The 17,505-nt window shown below is 60.3% G+C and carries 15 protein-coding genes; 4 read left to right on the top strand and 11 right to left on the bottom strand.

What is annotated here, in order from left to right; all coding sequences use genetic code 11:
* Nucleotides 1-137: 137 nt before the first annotated feature.
* The 11 genes from OQ460_RS13525 to OQ460_RS13475 all read right to left on the bottom strand — a co-directional run bounded on the left by OQ460_RS13525 (nucleotide 138) and on the right by OQ460_RS13475 (nucleotide 13,520).
* Nucleotides 138-2,096, bottom strand: coding sequence for an acetoacetate--CoA ligase (locus OQ460_RS13525; protein ID WP_410017978.1), 1,959 nt, complete (start codon nucleotides 2,094-2,096; stop codon nucleotides 138-140).
* Nucleotides 2,097-2,143: 47 nt separating this feature from the next.
* Nucleotides 2,144-2,917 (bottom strand): 3-hydroxybutyrate dehydrogenase, encoded by a 774-nt coding sequence (locus OQ460_RS13520; protein WP_410017977.1) that lies wholly within the window; start codon nucleotides 2,915-2,917, stop codon nucleotides 2,144-2,146.
* A 7-nt stretch (nucleotides 2,918-2,924) separates the two neighbouring features.
* Nucleotides 2,925-4,316, bottom strand: coding sequence for a GntP family permease (locus OQ460_RS13515; protein WP_410017976.1), 1,392 nt, complete (start codon nucleotides 4,314-4,316; stop codon nucleotides 2,925-2,927).
* Nucleotides 4,317-4,531: 215 nt separating this feature from the next.
* Complete coding sequence (locus tag OQ460_RS13510; protein WP_410017975.1) at nucleotides 4,532-5,938, bottom strand: sigma-54 interaction domain-containing protein; 1,407 nt, start codon at nucleotides 5,936-5,938, stop codon at nucleotides 4,532-4,534.
* A gap of 15 nt (nucleotides 5,939-5,953) precedes the next feature.
* Nucleotides 5,954-7,525 carry an ABC transporter ATP-binding protein gene (locus OQ460_RS13505; RefSeq protein ID WP_410017974.1) on the bottom strand — a complete coding sequence of 524 codons (1,572 nt, stop codon included), beginning with the start codon at nucleotides 7,523-7,525 and terminating at the stop codon, nucleotides 5,954-5,956.
* A gap of 10 nt (nucleotides 7,526-7,535) precedes the next feature.
* Complete coding sequence (locus tag OQ460_RS13500) at nucleotides 7,536-8,558, bottom strand: ABC transporter permease (RefSeq protein WP_410017973.1); 1,023 nt, start codon at nucleotides 8,556-8,558, stop codon at nucleotides 7,536-7,538.
* Nucleotides 8,558-9,619, bottom strand: coding sequence for a microcin C ABC transporter permease YejB (locus OQ460_RS13495; RefSeq protein WP_410017972.1), 1,062 nt, complete (start codon nucleotides 9,617-9,619; stop codon nucleotides 8,558-8,560). The genes OQ460_RS13500 and OQ460_RS13495 overlap by 1 nt, the downstream gene beginning before the upstream one ends.
* Nucleotides 9,619-11,493 carry an extracellular solute-binding protein gene (locus tag OQ460_RS13490; RefSeq protein ID WP_410017971.1) on the bottom strand — a complete coding sequence of 625 codons (1,875 nt, stop codon included), beginning with the start codon at nucleotides 11,491-11,493 and terminating at the stop codon, nucleotides 9,619-9,621. Before OQ460_RS13490 ends, OQ460_RS13495 begins: the two co-directional genes overlap by 1 nt.
* A gap of 136 nt (nucleotides 11,494-11,629) precedes the next feature.
* The gene (locus OQ460_RS13485; RefSeq protein ID WP_410017970.1) at nucleotides 11,630-11,911 is read right to left on the bottom strand and encodes a peptidylprolyl isomerase; all 282 of its coding nucleotides are present in this window, start codon (nucleotides 11,909-11,911) and stop codon (nucleotides 11,630-11,632) included.
* 49 nt (nucleotides 11,912-11,960) lie between these two features.
* Entirely contained in the window at nucleotides 11,961-13,049 is a 1,089-nt protein-coding gene (locus OQ460_RS13480; protein ID WP_410017969.1) for a 3-deoxy-7-phosphoheptulonate synthase, read from the bottom strand.
* Between the two features lie 336 nt (nucleotides 13,050-13,385).
* On the bottom strand, nucleotides 13,386-13,520 hold the full coding sequence (locus OQ460_RS13475) for a hypothetical protein (RefSeq protein WP_410017968.1): 135 nt from the start codon (nucleotides 13,518-13,520) through the stop codon (nucleotides 13,386-13,388).
* Between the two features lie 144 nt (nucleotides 13,521-13,664).
* Here OQ460_RS13475 and OQ460_RS13470 point away from each other — a divergent pair, with 144 nt between their 5' ends.
* From OQ460_RS13470 to uvrC, 4 genes are all read left to right on the top strand, one after another.
* A complete protein-coding gene (locus OQ460_RS13470; RefSeq protein ID WP_410017967.1) occupies nucleotides 13,665-14,414 on the top strand; it encodes a carbon-nitrogen hydrolase family protein in 750 nt (249 codons plus the stop codon).
* A gap of 17 nt (nucleotides 14,415-14,431) precedes the next feature.
* Nucleotides 14,432-14,899, top strand: coding sequence for a GNAT family N-acetyltransferase (locus tag OQ460_RS13465; protein ID WP_410017966.1), 468 nt, complete (start codon nucleotides 14,432-14,434; stop codon nucleotides 14,897-14,899).
* Between the two features lie 114 nt (nucleotides 14,900-15,013).
* The gene (gene uvrY / locus OQ460_RS13460; RefSeq protein ID WP_410017965.1) at nucleotides 15,014-15,655 is read left to right on the top strand and encodes a response regulator transcription factor GacA; all 642 of its coding nucleotides are present in this window, start codon (nucleotides 15,014-15,016) and stop codon (nucleotides 15,653-15,655) included.
* A gap of 1 nt (nucleotide 15,656) precedes the next feature.
* Nucleotides 15,657-17,495, top strand: a complete 1,839-nt coding sequence (gene uvrC / locus OQ460_RS13455; RefSeq protein ID WP_410017964.1) for an excinuclease ABC subunit UvrC — start codon at nucleotides 15,657-15,659, stop codon at nucleotides 17,493-17,495.
* The last annotated feature ends 10 nt before the right edge of the window (nucleotides 17,496-17,505 follow it).

Genomic DNA, 17,505 nt, shown 5'->3' with positions numbered 1-17,505 from the left:
GCAAGTTTCCCGCGTGCAATGCTTTGAAGAATGACAAGAGCCGGTTATCCCTGGGTGTGGGAACGGCCGGCGACCCCTCGAAAAATAGCATGCTTGAGGGGTTTCTCTTCAAATGAGTGCGTCAGCGCTGAAACCTTTCATCGCAATGCCAGTTCAGGGCGGTTGCGAAATTGCTCCAGGGCTTCGGGGTTGGCCAGTGCGTCGGTGTTTTTCACCGTTTCGCCATGCACGACGTTCCTCACCGCCAACTCGACGATCTTGCCGCTGATGGTGCGGGGAATGTCCGTGACCTCGAGGATTTTCGCTGGCACATGGCGGGGCGTGGTATTGGCGCGGATCACGTCACGGATCTGCTGTTCAAGTGCTGCGTCCAGCTGCACGCCGTCATTCAAGCGCACGAACAGCACCACCCGCACATCGTCCTGCCAGCGCTGGCCGATGGCCAGGCTTTCCAGGACCTGCGGGACTTTTTCCACCTGACGGTAAATCTCCGCAGTGCCAATACGCACGCCACCAGGGTTGAGGACTGCATCCGAGCGCCCATGGATCAGCAGGCTGCCACCAGGTCGCTGTTCGGCGTAGTCACCCTGGGCCCAGACGCCAGGAAACTGGCTGAAATACGCAGCCCGCAGTTTTTCCTGCTGCGGGTCGTTCCACAGGCCGATGGGCATTGCCGGAAAGTGCCGGGTACATACCAGCTCGCCTTTTTCACCAATCAGTGGCTGGCCCTGGTCATCCCAGACCTCAATAGCCATCGCCAGGCTCTTGCATTGCATCTCGCCACGCCGTACCGGCAGCACCGGGTTACCGATCACAAAGCAGGACACAATATCGGTGCCGCCGGACATCGACGACAGGCACAGTTCCCGCTTGATCTCGCGGTACACGTAATCGTAGCTCTGGGGTGACAAGGGCGAGCCGGTGGAAATCAAGCCCTTCAGGCTGCCCAGATTGTGGCTCAGGCGTGGTTGCAGGCCGGACTTTTCCAGGGTTGTGAGAAATTTCGGGCTGGTGCCGAAGACGCTGATCTGCTCCTGGTCGATCAGGTCAATCAGCCGTTCGGGGCCGGGATGAAACGGCGAGCCGTCATACAGTATCGCCGTGGCACCGATGGCCAGCACCGAGACCAGCCAGTTCCACATCATCCAGCCGCAGGTGGTGTAGTAGAACAGGCAATCATCCGGCGACAGATCCGCGTGCAGGCCGTGTTCCTTGAGGTGGGTCAGCAGCACGCCGCCGGTGCCGTGGATGATGCATTTGGGTACACCGGTAGTGCCGCTGGAGTAGAGGATGTACAGCGGGTGGTCGAAAGGCACGGCGACAAATTCCGGTTCGCCGCCGGCGCTGTAGAAATTCTCCCAGAGGGCAACCTTGGCCTGGGTCTGATAGTCCTCGATACGCGCCTCGGGGCGTGAATAAGGCACAACGATCAACTGTTCCAGGCTGGGCAGGCGCGCCAGGATCTCATTTAGCTTGGTGCTCTGGTCGATGACTTTTCCGGTATAGCGATAACCGGCGCAGGTGATCAGTACCTTGGGTTCGATCTGGCCGAAGCGGTCGATGACGCCTTGGGTACCGAAGTCGGGTGAAGAGCAGGACCAGATGGCCCCCAGGCTGGTGGTGGCCAACATGCCAACCAGGGTTTGCCAGGTGTTGGGCATACAGGCGGCGACTCGATCCCCAATGCCGACGCCTGCGGCTCGCAGGCTGCGTTGCAGGCCGGCGACGTGGCGGGCCAGCTCGGCGTAGGTCAGTTGTTCACGCTGGCCGTCTTCGCTGATGGCAACCACCGCCGGATGCTGGTCGCGGCGACGCAGCAGGTGCTCGGCAAAATTCAGCGTGGCCCCGGGAAACCATTGCGCGCTGGGCATCTGTGGCCCTTCGATCAGTGCGGCGCTGGGCGGTGTACGGAACTGCACCTCGAAGAACTCGACAATCGCCGGCCAGAAATCCGCACGCTGGTCGATGCTCCATTGATGCAAGGCAGGGTAATCGCGGAGCTGCAAGGCGTGGCGATCATTGATAAAACGCCGGAACTGGTCCATCCGGGTGTTGCGGATGCGTTCGGGGCTGGGTTGCCAGAGGATCTCGGACATTATTGGCCTCTTGTTATTGATGGTCGTGCACAGATCAACTGCCGGCTCTATTGCGCCAGCCAGCCACCATCGATATTCCACGCCGCACCGCGCACCTGACTGCCGGCTTCGCTGCACAGGAACAGCACCAGCTCCCCCAACTGCGGTGGGGTGACAAATTCCAGCGACGGCTGTTTCTCGGCCAGCAAGTCCTGTTGCGCCTGGAGTGCTTCAACGCCGGTGGCAATGCGATCATCAATCTGTTTTTGCACCAGCGGCGTCAGCACCCAGCCTGGGCAAATAGCATTGCAGGTGACATTGCTGGTAGCGGTTTCCAGGCCGACGACTTTGGTCAAGCCGATCACCCCGTGCTTGGCCGCCACATAGGCCGCCTTGCCCACTGAGCCGACTTGGCCGTGTACCGACGCAATATTGATAATCCGCCCCCAGCCCTTGGCTTTCATGCCCGGCAGGCTGAGGCGCGTGCTGTGGAATACCGAGGACAGGTTGATCGCAATGATCGAGTCCCAGCGCTCCAGCGGAAAGTCTTCAACGGCCGCCACGTGTTGGATACCAGCGTTGTTCACCAGGATGTCGACACCGCCGAATTCGCGCTCGGCATAGCTGATCATGTCGGCGATCTGTGCCGGATCACTGACGTCTGCGGGGTGATGGCCGACTTTGCCACCGAACGCCCGGACCTCTGTGATCACCGCACTGGCATCGCCGAAACCATTGAGGATCAGGTTGGCGCCGGCCTTGGCCAGGCTCAGGGCAATCCCCAGGCCGATACCGCTGGTAGAGCCCGTCACCAGGGCGGTCTTGCCAATTAAAGTCGTCATGAAAGCCTCACACAATGCCGGTGGCGTAGAAGGTACCGATCACCACGAACACCGCGAGGGTCTTGATGATGGTGATGCCGAAAATATCTTTATAGGCTTCGCGGTGGGTCAGCCCGGTGACCGCCAGCAGCGTGATGACCGCGCCGTTGTGGGGCAGGGTGTCCATGCCGCCGCTGGCCATGGCCGCGACCCGGTGTAGCACTTCAAGCGGAATATTGGCCGCATGGGCCGCCGAAATAAAGCTCTCGGACATCGCCGCCAACGCGATGCTCATGCCGCCAGACGCGGAACCGGTGATACCGGCCAGCAGGGTCACGGTAATCGCTTCGTTGACCAACGGGTCGGGGATGCCCTTGAGCCAGTCCGCCAACACCAGAAAGCCTGGCAGCGAAGCGATCACCGCACCGAAACCGTATTCCGAGGCGGTGTTCATCGCTGCCAGCAATGCGCCACTGACCGCGCTCTTGCTGCCTTCGGCGAGTTTGCTGCGAATGGCCGACCAGCCAGACACCAGCACCATGATGATCCCCACCAGCAACGCTGCCTGCACGGCCCAGATCGCGGTGAGCTTGGCGATTTCAGTGGTGACCGGTGCGCTCATGCCTGGCAGGCTCAGGCTATGGGTCTTGCCGTACCACTGGGGAATCCAATGGGTGAACAGCAGGTTCATGATGCCCACCAGCAGCAGCGGCGACAGGGCGATCCACGGGTTGGGCAGCGCCAGGTTCTCAGCAGTTTCCGGCTCGTTGCGCAACTCGGTGCCGTAGCCTTCGCCGGCGCGCTGGGCCTTGTTACGCTGGCGCGCCAGGTAAAGCATGCCGGCGCAGAACACAAAAATCGTACCTATGACCCCCAGCCAGGGCGCGGCCCAGGCGGTGGTGTTGAAAAAGGTACTGGGGATGATGTTCTGGATCTGCGGTGTGCCGGGCAAGGCGTCCATGGTGAACGAAAACGCACCGAGGGCGATGGTCGCAGGAATCAGGCGCTTGGGGATATTGCTCTGGCGAAACATCTCCGCGGCGAACGGGTACACCGCAAACACCACCACGAACAGCGACACGCCGCCGTAGGTCAGCAGGGCGCATACCAACACAATCACCAGCATCGCCTGGCGTGTACCGAGCACACGAATCGCAGCGGCAACGATGGAGCGGGAGAAACCAGACAGCTCAATCAGCTTGCCGAACACCGCACCCAGCAGGAATACCGGGAAATACAGCTTGATGAAGCCGACCATTTTTTCCATGAACACCCCGGTAAACGCGGGGGCGACGGCGGAAGGGTCGGTGAGCAGGACAGCACCGAGGGCGGCGATGGGGGCAAACAGGATAACGCTATAGCCACGGTAGGCGGCCAGCATCAGCAGCGCGAGGGCTGCCAGGGCAATGATCACACTCATGGTGTGTCTCCATCGGATTGTTATTTTTGTGGGGTAACGCTTTGGGAAGGGGCTATAGCGGGAATTGTGCCAAGTTAATAACTCATTGATATTTATATAAATTATCTAATTTACTGTAGGCTGCGTCTCTATTTAGAGACAGACAAAGATCAAATGTGGGAGCGAGCAAGCCCGCTCCCACATCTGGAATATCTTTATATAGAGATTTTGTCTCTTTATTGAGACTGCGGGATGCCCAGGGCGAGCATTTTCTTGTACAAAGTCGAGCGTCCCAGCCCCAGACGCTTGGCGGCTTCGACCACATTGCCCTTGCATTGCTTCAATGCCGCGCCAATCAGTTGTCGATCAAATCGCTCCCGCGCCACGCTGAACGTTTCCACCTCGACTGGCGCCACGGTGCTGCGTGCCATCGGACTGAACCTGCCAATCGCCGCACGAATCTCGCGGGCGTCCAATATCAAGTCATCACTGAGCAGCGCTGCGCGCTCCAGCACGTTGCGCAGTTCGCGGATATTTCCCGGCCAGGCATGTTGCGCCAGCAACGCCAAGGCCTCCGAGTCCAATTCTAGCTGGCTGCGCAGCTCTTCGAGAATCGCTTCACTCAAGGCTGGCAGGTCATCCAGGCGGTCGCGCAATGGCGGTACCTGGATCGGCAATACGTTGAGGCGGTAATACAGGTCCGCCCGAAACTCGCCGCGCTTGATCGCCGCTTCAAGATCGGTGGATGTGGCGGCAATCACCCGTACGTCACTGTGGACCATCTCGTTGGAACCCACCGGTTCGTATTCTTTTTCCTGCAGCACTCGCAACAGTTTGCTTTGCAGTGGCAAGGGCATGTCGCCGATTTCATCGAGAAACAGCGTGCCTCCCTGGGCAATCCGCAGTTTGCCGGGGCGACCCTTGCGGTCGGCGCCGGTGAAGGCCCCAGGTGCCGTGCCGAAGAATTCGGCTTCGAGCAGGTCATGGGGAATGGCGGCGCTGTTGATACTGACAAACGCTTTGCTGGCGCGCGGGGAAGCGCCGTGAATCGCCTGGGCCAGCAACTCCTTGCCGGTGCCTGTTTCACCCAGCAGCAACACCGGCGACTCGGCACTCGCGCTTCGCCGCGCCCGGCGTTTGACTTCGAGGCTGGCGGCGCTGGTGCCGATAAAGTGCGCGAAGTTGTATTTACTCTGGCGCGAGCGCAGCAACGAGCGTGTGGAGGCCAGTTCCTGTTGCATGCTCAGGTAGCGCTCGATCAGCGGCGACAGGTTGCGCAACTCATCGAACAAGGCAAAACCTATGGCACCGATCACGGCTCCGGCGTCGTCGTGGATCGGCAAGCGCATGACTACCAGCGGACCTTTTGGCGTGTCCTGGATATCCAGCAGGATCGGCCGGTCGTTGCGTACTACCTGGCGCAGCAGGCTGTTGGAAATCACCTGCTCACACGGCTGGCCGATGGCCTGGTCGGCACTTTGCAGGCCAAAGCGCTTGGCGTAGCGCTCGTTCATCCACACGATATTGGCGTCGCGGTCGACTATCACCGTGCCTTCGCTGGACTGTTCAATGATCTCGAACAGCGACTGGATCGCCAGGCCGCGAACGTGAGGGTAGTCCTTGAGGCTTTCAATGGGGGTCATGGCGGCTGATCCGTTTTACACGCAGGCGGCGGCGAGGAGTTCTTGGGTGTAGGGGTGTTGCGGCGAATCAAAAACCGCATGGCTTGGCCCGCGCTCCACAACCTTGCCGTCCTTGATCACGATCATGTCATGGGCCAGTGCGCGCACCACCGCCAAGTCATGACTGATAAACAGGTAGGTCAGGCCGTACTTGTCCTGGAGTTCACGCAGCAGCGCCACCACTTGCTTTTGCACGGTACGGTCGAGGGCGGAGGTGGGCTCGTCCAGCAGCATCAGCGCCGGGCGCAGCACCAGGGCGCGGGCGATGGCGATACGCTGGCGCTGGCCGCCAGAGAACTCGTGAGGATAGCGATGGCGGCTGGCAGGGTCGAGGCCGACGTCCTGCAGCACCTTGATCACCTGTGCGTCGCGTTCCTTGAGGCTACAGGGCGCGTGGACTTCCAGGCCTTCGCTGATGATCTGTTGCACCGACATGCGTGGGCTGAGGCTGCCGAAGGGGTCCTGGAATACCACCTGCATCTGCTTGCGCCACGGGCGCATCTGCTTTTGCGTCAGGCTGTCGATGGCTTCGCCCTGGAAGCGGATGCCGCCGCTGGAGTCCAGCAGGCGCAGGATTGCCTGGCCCAGGGTTGATTTGCCGGAGCCGGACTCGCCAACGATGCCCAGGGTCTTGCCCCGTTGCAGGCTCAGGCTGATACCGTCCACCGCGCGCAAGTACGCCTTGCGGCGGAGCAAGCCGCCACCAAGGGGGAATTGCACGCTCAGGTCATCGACTTGCAATACGGTTTCGCGCTCGTCAAGGCACAGGGCGGCACCGGCCGGTTCGGCGTCCAGCAGCAGGCAGCTATAGGGATGCTGCGGGGCGTTGAACAGGGTTTGGCAATCGGCGTGCTCGACAATTTCCCCGGCGCGCATAACGCACACTCGCTGGGCAATGCTGCGCACCAGATTGAGATCATGGCTGATCAGCAGCAATGACATGCCCAGGCGCTGTTGCAGGGATTTGAGCAGCAGCAGGATCTTGCGCTGCACCGTCACATCCAGTGCTGTGGTCGGTTCGTCGGCGATCAGCAGTTGCGGTTCACACGCCAGCGCCATGGCGATCATCACCCGCTGGCGCTGGCCGCCGGACAGCTGATGGGGGTAGGCCTTGAGGCGTTCCTGGGGATTGCGGATGCCCACCAGCTCCAGCAACTCGAGGATTCGCGCTTGCGCGGCCTTGCCGCCCAGGCCCATGTGCAGCAGCAGGATTTCGCCGATCTGCTTTTCGATACTGTGCAATGGGTTCAGCGAGGTCATCGGCTCCTGGAAGATCATTGCAATGCGGTTGCCGCGCAGCTTTTGCAGGGTAGCGGCGTCGGCGCCCAGCAGCTCCTGGCCGCGATAACGCACCGAACCGGTGGTTTCAGTGCCGGCTCCGGGCAGCAATTGCAGGATCGAATGGGCCGTCACCGACTTGCCCGAACCCGATTCGCCCACCAGGGCCAGGCACTCGCCGGGGCGTATGTCCAGGCCCAGGTTGCGGACCACGGTCTGGCCGTTGAAGGCGACACACAGGTCGCGGATCTCGATCAGGTTGTCGCTCATACGGATTCACTCATGAACGTGGGTCGAAGGCATCGCGCAACGCCTCGCCGATAAAAACCAGCAGCGACAGGATCAGCGCCAGGGTGAAAAATGCGGTCAGGCCCAGCCACGGTGCCTGTAGGTTCTGCTTGCCTTGGGCGATCAACTCACCAAGGGATGCGCTGCCCGCCGGCATGCCGAAGCCGAGAAAGTCCAGGGCGCTCAGGGTGGAAATCGCACCGGTCAGGATGAAGGGCAAATAACTCAGGGTGGCGGTCATGGCGTTTGGCAGGATGTGCCGGCGGATGATTTTGCCGTCACCCAGGCCCAGGGCGCGTGCCGCCTTGACGTATTCCAGGTTGCGCCCGCGCAGGAACTCGGCGCGCACCACGTCTACCAGGGCCAGCCAGGAAAACAGCGCCATGATGCCCAGCAGCCACCAGAAATTGGGCTCGACGAAACCCGAGAGGATGATCAGCAGGTACAGCACCGGTAGCCCTGACCACACCTCAAGGATCCGCTGGCCGAGCAAGTCGACCCAGCCGCCGTAATAACCCTGCAACGCACCGGCGGCAATCCCGATCGCGGCACTGATGGCGGTCAGGGCCAGTGCAAACAGGATCGACACCCGTGCGCCAAAGATCACCCGCGCCATTACATCTCGCGACTGATCATCGGTGCCCAGCCAGTTCACCGAGGACGGCGGGCTGGGAGCAGGACGGGTCAGCTCGTAGTTGGGTGTGTCATCGCTGAAGGGGATCGGCGGGAACAGCATCCAGCCGCCGTCCTTGTTGATCAGTTGCTGTACATAGTCGCTGCGGTAATCCGCCTGGAACGGCAGTTGCCCGCCGAACTGTTGTTCGGTGTAGCGCTTGAATACCGGGAAATACAACTGGTCCTGATAGCTGAGTACCAAGGGCTTGTCGTTGGCAACCAGTTCGCCGCCAAGGGTCAGGATAAACAAGCCGATAAACAGCCATAGAGACCACCAGCCACGACGGTTTTTCTTGAAACGTTCAAAGCGCCGGCGCGCGACGGGGGACAGGTTGAGCATCAGGCGTTCCTCGCCGCGAAGTCGATACGCGGGTCCACCAGGGTGTAGCAGAGGTCACCGATCAGTTTTATCAACAGACCAAACAGAGTGAAGATAAACAGCGAGCCGAATACCACCGGATAGTCGCGCGATACAGCCGCTTCGTAACTCATGCGGCCCAGGCCGTCGAGGGAGAAAATTACCTCGATCAGTAAGGACCCGGCAAAGAACACGCTGATAAACGCCTGGGGGATCCCGGAGATCACCAGCAGCATGGCGTTGCGAAACACGTGGCCGTAGAGCACGCGGCGCTCGCTCAGGCCCTTGGCGCGTGCGGTGACCACGTATTGGCGGGTGATTTCGTTGAGGAACGAATTTTTGGTGAGGATGGTCAGGGTGGCGAAACCGCCGATCACCAGCGCGCTGACGGGCAGGACCAGGTGCCAGAAATAGTCAGCCACCTTGCCGACGGTGCTCAACTGCTCGAAGTTTTCCGAGACCAGACCGCGCACTGGAAACCAGTTCAGCGACGTTCCGCCGGCAAATACCACGATCAGGAACATCGCAAACAGGAACGCCGGCATCGCGTAGCCAATGACAATGGCCGTGCTGCTCCACACATCGAAACTGCTGCCGTGGCGTACCGCCTTGCGAATCCCCAGCGGGATCGACACCAGATAAGTGATGAGCGTGGCCCACAGCCCGAGAGAGATGGTCACCGGCATTTTTTCCAGGATCAGGTCGATCACAGTCGAGCCGCGAAAGAAGCTGTTGCCGAAGTCCAACTGGGCGTAGCTCTTGAGCATCAGCCACAAGCGCTCCGGGGCGGGCTTGTCAAAACCGTATTGTTTTTCGATGTCCTTGATCAGTTTCGGGTCAAGGCCGCGACTGGCCCGCGAACCGCTGCTGATGGCATCCGTTGATGAACCACCGACGCCGCTGTCGCCAATGCCTTGCAGGTGGGCGATGGCTTGCTCCACCGGTCCACCGGGCGCGGCCTGGACGATGATGAAGTTCACCAGCAGGATGATCAACAGCGTCGGAATGATCAGCAGCAGGCGGCGCACGATATAGGCCAACATCAACGGGTACCTCGCGGCGTGTTCAGACGGGTTTTCATCTGTTCGTTGGTCAGCGGCGTCGGGCTGACTTCCCACCAGGTTTCCAGGGCTTCGTCATTGCTCGCCTCAATGGTCGGGCGTCCGAAACGGTTCCACCAGGCGGCAGAGGTGCCTGGTGGGTAGTAATTGGCAATCCAGTAGTAATTCCATTGCAGTACCCGGTCCAGGGCATGGGCGTAGCTGAGCATCTGTTCCTGGGTGGTTGCACGCACCAGGCCGGTGATCAGCGTGTCCACCGCCGGGTTTTTCAAGACGATGTAATTGTTGGCGCCGGGGTCGAACGCGGAGGAGGAACCGAAGTAGTTGTACAGCTCCATTCCCGGCGAGGTGGTGACGGGGAAGCCGGTGACAATCATGTCGTAATCACGGGCCATCACCCGGTTGACGTACTGGGAGGAGTCGATGCGGCGGATATTCAAGGTGATGCCGATCTGCGCCAGATTACGCTTGTACGGGAGCAGCAGACGCTCCATGCCGCTCTGGGTATTCAGGAAGGTGAACTCCAGCGGCTCGCCCGCGGCATTCACCAACTTGTCACCTTTAGGCGTCCAGCCGGCGTCTTCCAGCAGCGCCAGGGCTTGCAGTTGTTTGTCGCGGATCATGCCGCTGCCGTCGGTGGTCGGGGCCTTGAATACCTGGGTAAAAACCTCGTCGGGGATCTGCCCGCGCAACGGTTCCAGAATCGCCAGCTCCCGCGCATCCGGTAGTTGCGTGGCGGCCAGCGGGCTGTTGGAAAAGTAGCTTTGCTGGCGGATGTACAGGTTGCGCATCATCTGCCGGTTGGCCCATTCGAAGTCCCAGAGCATGGCCAGGGCCTGACGTACGCGGCGGTCCTGGAATACCGGTTTTTGCACGTTGAATACATAGCCCTGGGCCGTCTGCGGTGCTGCTTTGGCCAGATGTGCCCGTTGCAGGCGGCCATCGTCCAGGGCCGGGCCGTTGTAGCCGATGGTATAGCCGGTGGCGGAAAACTCGCGGTTGAAGTCGTAAGCGCCGCCGCGCAGGACCTGGCGGGCGACTTCGGTATCGCCGAAATACTCCAGGCTCAACTGGTCGAAGTTGTACAGGCCACGGCTGACAGGCAGGTCTTTGCCCCACCAGTCGGGGTCGCGCTGGAAGGTGATAGTGCTGCCGGAGTTGATTTTGCTGACCTTATACGGACCGCTGCCCAGCGGCGCTTCGTAGCTGCCGCCGTTGGCGAAGTCGCGGGTTTTCCACCAATGCTCGGGAAGTACCGGCAGGGAAGCGATATCCAGGGGCAGGGTGCGGTTTTGGTTGCTGGAGAAGTCAAAGCGCACTTGGCGGGGGCCTTCTACCTCGACGTGCTTGACGTCGGCAAACAGGGTGCGAAAACGCAGACTGCCCTGGGTCATCAACAGGTCGAAGCTGTAGCGCACGTCTTCGGCGGTGATGGGCTTGCCGTCGGCGAACCGGGCCTTGGGGTTGAGATAGAAACGCAGCGACAGACCGTCATCGGCACGCTCCATCTGTTCGGCCACCAGGCCGTACACGGTATAGGGCTCATCCAGGGAACGCTGGGCCAGCGGCGAATACACCCAACCGTCGATCTGGGAGACACCGATGCCTTTGTCGATATACGGCAAGACGTGGTCGAAGCGGCCGATCTCGATGGCCGAGCGTTTCAGGCTGCCGCCCTTGGGCGCCTCGGGGTTGGCGTAATCGAAATGGCTGAAGCCGCTGGGGTATTTGGCGGGCTCGCCATAGACGGTAAGCGAGGGTTGTGGTGCCGCCATGGCCGCCGAGTGTGTCAGTAGCAGGGCCAGGGTGGAGCAAAGCAGGGTCGAGCCGAGTGAGGTAAGGAAGTCCAGTCGCATTATCAGCCTTGGAGCGCCGGGTGAAGAGGGAAGGGGATTTGTACGCTAACCGCGCACGTGTCGCCAGTCACCATGCTGCCACACATACACAACGGCCCACCAAAAGGCGGGCCGTCGGCTTACGCAAAGGGCTTGATCAGTCCTGGCGGCTGGTTACTTCAAGCAGGTGATAACCGAACTGGGTTTTCACCGGGCCTTGCACGGTGTTGACCGGTGCGCTGAACACTACAGTGTCGAATTCCTTGACCATCTGGCCAGGACCGAACGAACCCAGGTTGCCGCCGTCACGGCTCGATGGGCAGGTGGAGTTGGCTTTGGCGATTTCTGCGAAATCAGCGCCGCCTTCGATTTGGGTCTTCAGTTCGTTGCACTTGTCTTCAGTGGCAACCAGGATGTGGCGGGCGGTAGCTTTGGCCATGAGGGATAACTCCTTGAATAAAAAAGGTGAGCCTACCGGATTCAGGCGGTTATTTCCCGGCAAAGTTCCCATGATGTTCGCGCAGTCGATCAGCCGCCCCGCGCAGTAACTGTTCAGTCCCATCCCAGCCCAGGCAGCCGTCGGTCACCGAGACGCCGTAGCGCATCGAAGGGCTCAAGGGTTGGCAGCCTTCGAAGAGGTGACTTTCCAGCATCATGCCGATCAACGCGGTGTCACCTTGCAGGCGCTGCTCCAGCACGTCATTGAATACCGCCGGTTGACGCATCGGGTCCTTGCCGCTGTTGGCGTGGCTGCAATCGACCATCAGCCGCGGTGCCACTTTGCTGGTCGCCAGGTCGGTCTTCACCTGGACGACGCTTTGCCGGTCGTAGTTCGGCCCGCGATGACCGCCACGCAAGACCAGGTGGGTATCGGCGTTGCCCGGGGTCTGAATGATCGCCGGGTGGCCCTGGCTGTCGACGCCGAAGTGCCGGTGTGGATGGGCTGCCGAGCGCATCGCATCACAGGCAATGGCCACGCCGCCGTCGGTGCCATTCTTGAACCCGACCGGCATGCCTAGGCCGCTGGCCATCTCTCGGTGGATCTGGGATTCGGTGGTACGGGCACCGATGGCCACCCAACTGAGCAAATCGTCGAAGTAGCCTGCAGCCATCGGTTGCAGCAGTTCTGTGGCGACCGGCAGGCCGAGGCGCAGCATTTCGCGCATCAATTGCCGAGACAGCGACAGGCCTGCGGCCATGTCATCGCTGCCGTCCAGGTGCGGGTCGTAGGCCAGGCCTTTCCAGCCGATCGTGGTGCGAGGTTTCTCGACGTAGGCGCGAATCACCAGCAGCATCTGGTCACTGACCTCATTGGCCAGTTTCTTCAGGTTGCGCGCGTATTCCATGGCGGATTCGGGATCATGGATCGAGCAAGGGCCGACGATGATCAACAGGCGGGAGTCTTCACCATTGAGAATGGCACGCACAGCCTGGCGATGAGCGTTGATTTGCTCGGTCAGGAACGGACTGAGGGGCAACTGATGTTTGAGCTCGAGGGCGCTGGGCAAGCGCTGGGTCAGCGTCTCATTGGCGCTGGATCGGTTGGCAACAGGCAGGGCGGCGATGGAGGAGTTCATATTCAAGGCTTCCTGGGCAAGCGGCGGGTCATTCCCGCGCGCAGGCCCTACTGGGGTGTTCGACAATTGGCCGTATTGGCTGCGTGTACTGGCTTGCCACCGATAGGCGACCGATCGGAGGCGGCAGGCTGTCCCGAACGGAGCTTGCTAAATCGCCAGGCGGTGCTGATGTCGTAACGGTAATAAGTGGTGTAGTTCATGTGCTGATTTCCTTTAAATATTCGGTCTGTACAAAAAGAACGGGCTGAAAAAACAAAACCCCCGGTCGGGGAGCCGACCGGGGGTTAGATTTCTCTGGTAGGCGACCCCTTGATTAGTGGGCGCCGATTTCAGGTATCAGGCGCGCCAGTGGCTAAACCAATACCCAAAATAAAAGCTGACCAGTGCGCTCAAACCGGTCACGCAGGTAGCCACGACCGAGCGCAGGGCGTCGGAGCGGGGGCAATCCTGGATGAGGGTGAGTTGCAACATGGGGTTTCTCCAAATGATTGCCGGAGCTTACTAGAGGCGTGCTGGAGGATTCAATCAGTAATTTCTATCACCCTGGATACTTACCGCTATGGCGAACTGCCGATATGCTGGGTTAACGCATCACATGATTGCCTGGACGTGACTATGCCCGCCTTTACCATTGCTGCCGCTCAAACTGCTTCTGTTGCCGGTGACCTGCCGGCAAATATCGAACGACACCTGGCATTCATGCGTACAGCGGCGGAGCAGGGTGTGCAATTGCTGGTATTTGCGGAGCTGTCCTTGACGGGGTATGAGCCGTCATTGGCGAGTGAGTTGGCGATAGCGCCTGGGGATAGCGTACTGGCGCCGCTGCGGGAAATGGCCCGCGAATTGCGCATGACAGCGGTAGTCGGCATGCCAATCAGGCTGCCATCGGGGTCGCAGGTGTTGATCGGTGCGTTGGTGATGGCGGCGGACGGCTCGTTGGCGGTCTATAGCAAACAGCATTTGCACCCCGGCGAGGAGCTGGCATTCGCCCCGGGTACCGGCGGTGCGGCGCTGGTGTGGGGGGACGACCGCGTCGCCCTCGCCGTATGTGCCGACTTTGCCCACGCCAGCCATCCCCGTGCCGCCGCCGCACTGGGCGCCACGGTATATGCCGCAGGTGTCTTGATCGGTGAAAGTGGTTACGCGGCGGACACTGCTTTGCTCCAGGGATACGCAGCCGAGCATGCGATGGTGGTGCTCATGGCCAACCACGGCGGCCCTTCCGGTGGCTGGCAGTGTGCCGGGCGCAGTGCGATATGGGGCGAAGACGGTTGTTTGATCGCGGCTGCGCAGGGTGTCGGTGAAGTACTGGTGATCGCACGCAGGGAGGCGGGCCGCTGGACCGGGCAGTGCGTGGAGATTTGAAGAGAGGGCGTTTGGATATGACATTTCAACTCAAGGCTGCGTCGGACCAGCACTTGGCGTTTGCCCGCGCGCTCACTCAACAAGCGATGGGTGACTATTATCGTCAGTACCATCTTTTGTGGTCCGACAAGGGATTCGACACCGCGTGGGCAGGCCGGGAAAGTTGGCTGATTTACGCAGGTGTCACGCTGCTGGGTTTTATCAGTCTGAGCCGGGATGCCCATGCGCTGTATATCCGCGAGTTGCACATCCTGGCGGCCTTTCGCCGGCAAGGGGCGGGCCGTTGGGTGCTTGAGCAGATGGCCGCAAAGGCGCGCGCGGAGGGGAGCGGGCTGTTGCGGCTGACTGTGTTCAAAAACAACCCGGCCAAATGCCTGTATCAGCGCATGGGGTTTAACATTGTCGGTGAAGAGGACTGCTTCTGGCGGATGGAGCGTGACTGTCGGTCGGCTTCCTCGCAGCCATCGAGGCTGGCGGAGCAATGAAGGCGCGCGTAGCGTATTGAAACTCTATATATATGACGCTTGCGGCTAGGTCTGTGCCTTGGTTTTTTGCTAAGGTGTCCGGCAACCTATAAGACCATATCGCGAGGTGTCTGCTTGATTAGGGTGCTAGTAGTCGATGACCATGATCTCGTTCGTACAGGCATTACACGAATGCTGGCTGACATCGATGGCCTGCAAGTAGTCGGCCAGGCCGAATCGGGAGAGGAGTCCCTGATCAAGGCCCGGGAGTTGAAGCCCGATGTGGTTTTGATGGACGTCAAGATGCCCGGGATCGGCGGTCTTGGTGCCACGTGCAAGCTATTGCGCAGCCATCCGGACATAAAGGTCGTTGTCGTGACCGTGTGCGAAGAAGATCCTTTTCCTACAAGGCTTCTACAGGCGGGTGCTGCTGGCTATCTGACAAAAGGTGCTGGCCTGGCCGAAATGGTGCAGGCTATCCGCTTGGTATTTGCCGGCCAGCGCTACATCAGCCCGCAGATTGCCCAGCAATTGGCCATCAAGTCCTTTCAGCCGGTCAATGATTCTCCCTTCGATGCGTTGTCCGAGCGCGAGATTCAGATTGCCTTGATGATTGTGGGCTGCCAAAAGGTCCAGTCGATTTCCGACAAGCTTTGCCTGTCTCCAAAAACCGTGAACACCTACCGTTATCGAATCTTCGAGAAGCTTTCCATCAGCAGTGATGTTGAATTGACCTTGCTGGCGGTTCGCCACGGCATGGTGGACGCCAGCGCCTGAAATGCAAGCCTCTGAATTAACCACCACGTTTGACCCGAGCGCCTTTCTCGCAACCTGCAGCGGCCGTCCGGGCGTGTATCGCATGTTCGACATCGAGGCGCGCCTGCTTTATGTCGGCAAGGCCAAGAACCTCAAGAAGCGACTGGCCAGCTACTTCCGCAAGACTGGCCTGGCGCCGAAGACCGCCGCACTGGTGGGGCGTATCGCCCAGGTTGAAACCACCATCACCGCCAATGAAACCGAAGCGCTGCTGCTTGAGCAGACGCTGATCAAGGAATGGCGGCCGCCGTACAATATTCTGCTGCGTGACGATAAGTCTTACCCGTATGTGTTTTTATCGGACGGCGATTTTCCGCGCCTGAGCATCCATCGCGGAGCGAAGAAGCAGAAGGGCAAGTATTTTGGTCCTTATCCCAGCGCCGGTGCGATTCGTGAGAGCCTGAGCCTGCTGCAAAAAACCTTTTTCGTGCGCCAGTGTGAAGACAGCTTTTATAAAAACCGGACCCGCCCTTGCCTGCAATACCAGATCAAGCGTTGCAAGGGGCCCTGCGTGGGTTTGGTTGAGCCTGAGGAATATGCCGAGGATGTGCGTCACTCCGTGATGTTCCTGGAAGGACGCAGTAACGCATTGGCGGACGAGCTGTCCGGTTCCATGGAGCAGGCCGCCAGTACGTTGGACTTTGAGCGGGCCGCCGAGCTTCGGGATCGGGTTTCCTTGCTGCGACGGGTCCAGGACCAGCAAAGTATGGAAGGCGGTACTGGCGACGTGGACGTGATCGCGGCTTTCGTCAACCCAGGTGGCGCTTGTGTTCACTTGATCAGCGTGCGTGGCGGACGCGTGCTGGGCAGCAAGAACTTTTTCCCGCAGACGGGTATCGAGGAAGACGTCGCCGAGGTCATGGCGGCATTCCTGGGCCAGTATTACGTCAGCAGTCCCGAGCGCGACCTGCCGGGAGAGTTGATCGTCAACGTGGTTCATGAAGACTTCCCGGCGTTGATCGAGGCGATTCACGAGCTGCGTGGGCGTGAGCTGGATATCAGCCACCGGGTGCGTGGCACGCGTGCACGCTGGCAGCAATTGGCCGTGACCAATGCCGAGCAAGCGCTGAGCGCACGTTTGGCCAACCGCCAGCACGTTGCTGCGCGTTTTGAAGCGTTGGCCGATGTGCTCAAGCTGGACGAGCCACCCCAGCGCCTGGAGTGTTACGACATCAGCCACTCCAGCGGCGAGGCGACCGTGGCCTCTTGCGTGGTATTCGGCCCTGAAGGGCCGATCAAGTCCGATTATCGGCGCTATAACATCGAAGGCGTCACCGCAGGTGATGACTATGCCGCCATGCACCAGGCCTTGACCCGACGCTTCAGCAAGCTGAAGGATGGGGAGGGCAAGCTGCCCGATATCCTGTTGGTGGACGGCGGCAAAGGCCAGTTGTCCATGGCCCGTGACGTACTCAACGAACTGGCGGTGCCCGACTTGATCCTGCTCGGCGTGGCCAAGGGAGCGACTCGCAAGGCCGGTTTCGAGACGTTGTACTTGAACGACGCGGCTCATGAGTTCACTTTGAAGGGCGATTCGCCGGCGCTGCACCTGATTCAGCAGATCCGCGACGAAGCCCACCGTTTCGCCATTACCGGGCACCGCGCCCGTCGCGGCAAAACCCGGCGAACCTCAACCCTGGAAGGGATTGCGGGGGTCGGGCCGATGCGGCGGCGAGAGCTGTTAAAACATTTTGGTGGATTGCAGGAGCTGTCTCGTGCCAGCATCGAAGAAATAGCCAAAGCCCCAGGTATCAGTAAAAAGCTTGCTGAGTTGATTTATGCAAATCTACACAGCGAGTAGAATGCCTACT

The sequence above is a fragment of the Pseudomonas imrae genome, from assembly GCF_046352735.2.
In the GTDB taxonomy this organism is placed as follows: domain Bacteria; phylum Pseudomonadota; class Gammaproteobacteria; order Pseudomonadales; family Pseudomonadaceae; genus Aquipseudomonas; species Aquipseudomonas imrae.
This window is presented reverse-complemented; position numbering and strand designations above follow the sequence as displayed.

Coding starts and splice junctions, on each gene's coding strand:
- OQ460_RS13525 (WP_410017978.1), bottom strand. CDS start 2,096: ATGTCCGAGATCCTCTGGCAACCCAGCCCCGAACGCATCCGCAACACC.
- OQ460_RS13520 (WP_410017977.1), bottom strand. CDS start 2,917: ATGACGACTTTAATTGGCAAGACCGCCCTGGTGACGGGCTCTACCAGC.
- OQ460_RS13515 (WP_410017976.1), bottom strand. CDS start 4,316: ATGAGTGTGATCATTGCCCTGGCAGCCCTCGCGCTGCTGATGCTGGCC.
- OQ460_RS13510 (WP_410017975.1), bottom strand. CDS start 5,938: ATGACCCCCATTGAAAGCCTCAAGGACTACCCTCACGTTCGCGGCCTG.
- OQ460_RS13505 (WP_410017974.1), bottom strand. CDS start 7,525: ATGAGCGACAACCTGATCGAGATCCGCGACCTGTGTGTCGCCTTCAAC.
- OQ460_RS13500 (WP_410017973.1), bottom strand. CDS start 8,558: ATGCTCAACCTGTCCCCCGTCGCGCGCCGGCGCTTTGAACGTTTCAAG.
- OQ460_RS13495 (WP_410017972.1), bottom strand. CDS start 9,619: ATGTTGGCCTATATCGTGCGCCGCCTGCTGCTGATCATTCCGACGCTG.
- OQ460_RS13490 (WP_410017971.1), bottom strand. CDS start 11,493: ATGCGACTGGACTTCCTTACCTCACTCGGCTCGACCCTGCTTTGCTCC.
- OQ460_RS13485 (WP_410017970.1), bottom strand. CDS start 11,911: ATGGCCAAAGCTACCGCCCGCCACATCCTGGTTGCCACTGAAGACAAG.
- OQ460_RS13480 (WP_410017969.1), bottom strand. CDS start 13,049: ATGAACTCCTCCATCGCCGCCCTGCCTGTTGCCAACCGATCCAGCGCC.
- OQ460_RS13475 (WP_410017968.1), bottom strand. CDS start 13,520: ATGTTGCAACTCACCCTCATCCAGGATTGCCCCCGCTCCGACGCCCTG.
- OQ460_RS13470 (WP_410017967.1), top strand. CDS start 13,665: ATGCCCGCCTTTACCATTGCTGCCGCTCAAACTGCTTCTGTTGCCGGT.
- OQ460_RS13465 (WP_410017966.1), top strand. CDS start 14,432: ATGACATTTCAACTCAAGGCTGCGTCGGACCAGCACTTGGCGTTTGCC.
- uvrC (WP_410017964.1), top strand. CDS start 15,657: ATGCAAGCCTCTGAATTAACCACCACGTTTGACCCGAGCGCCTTTCTC.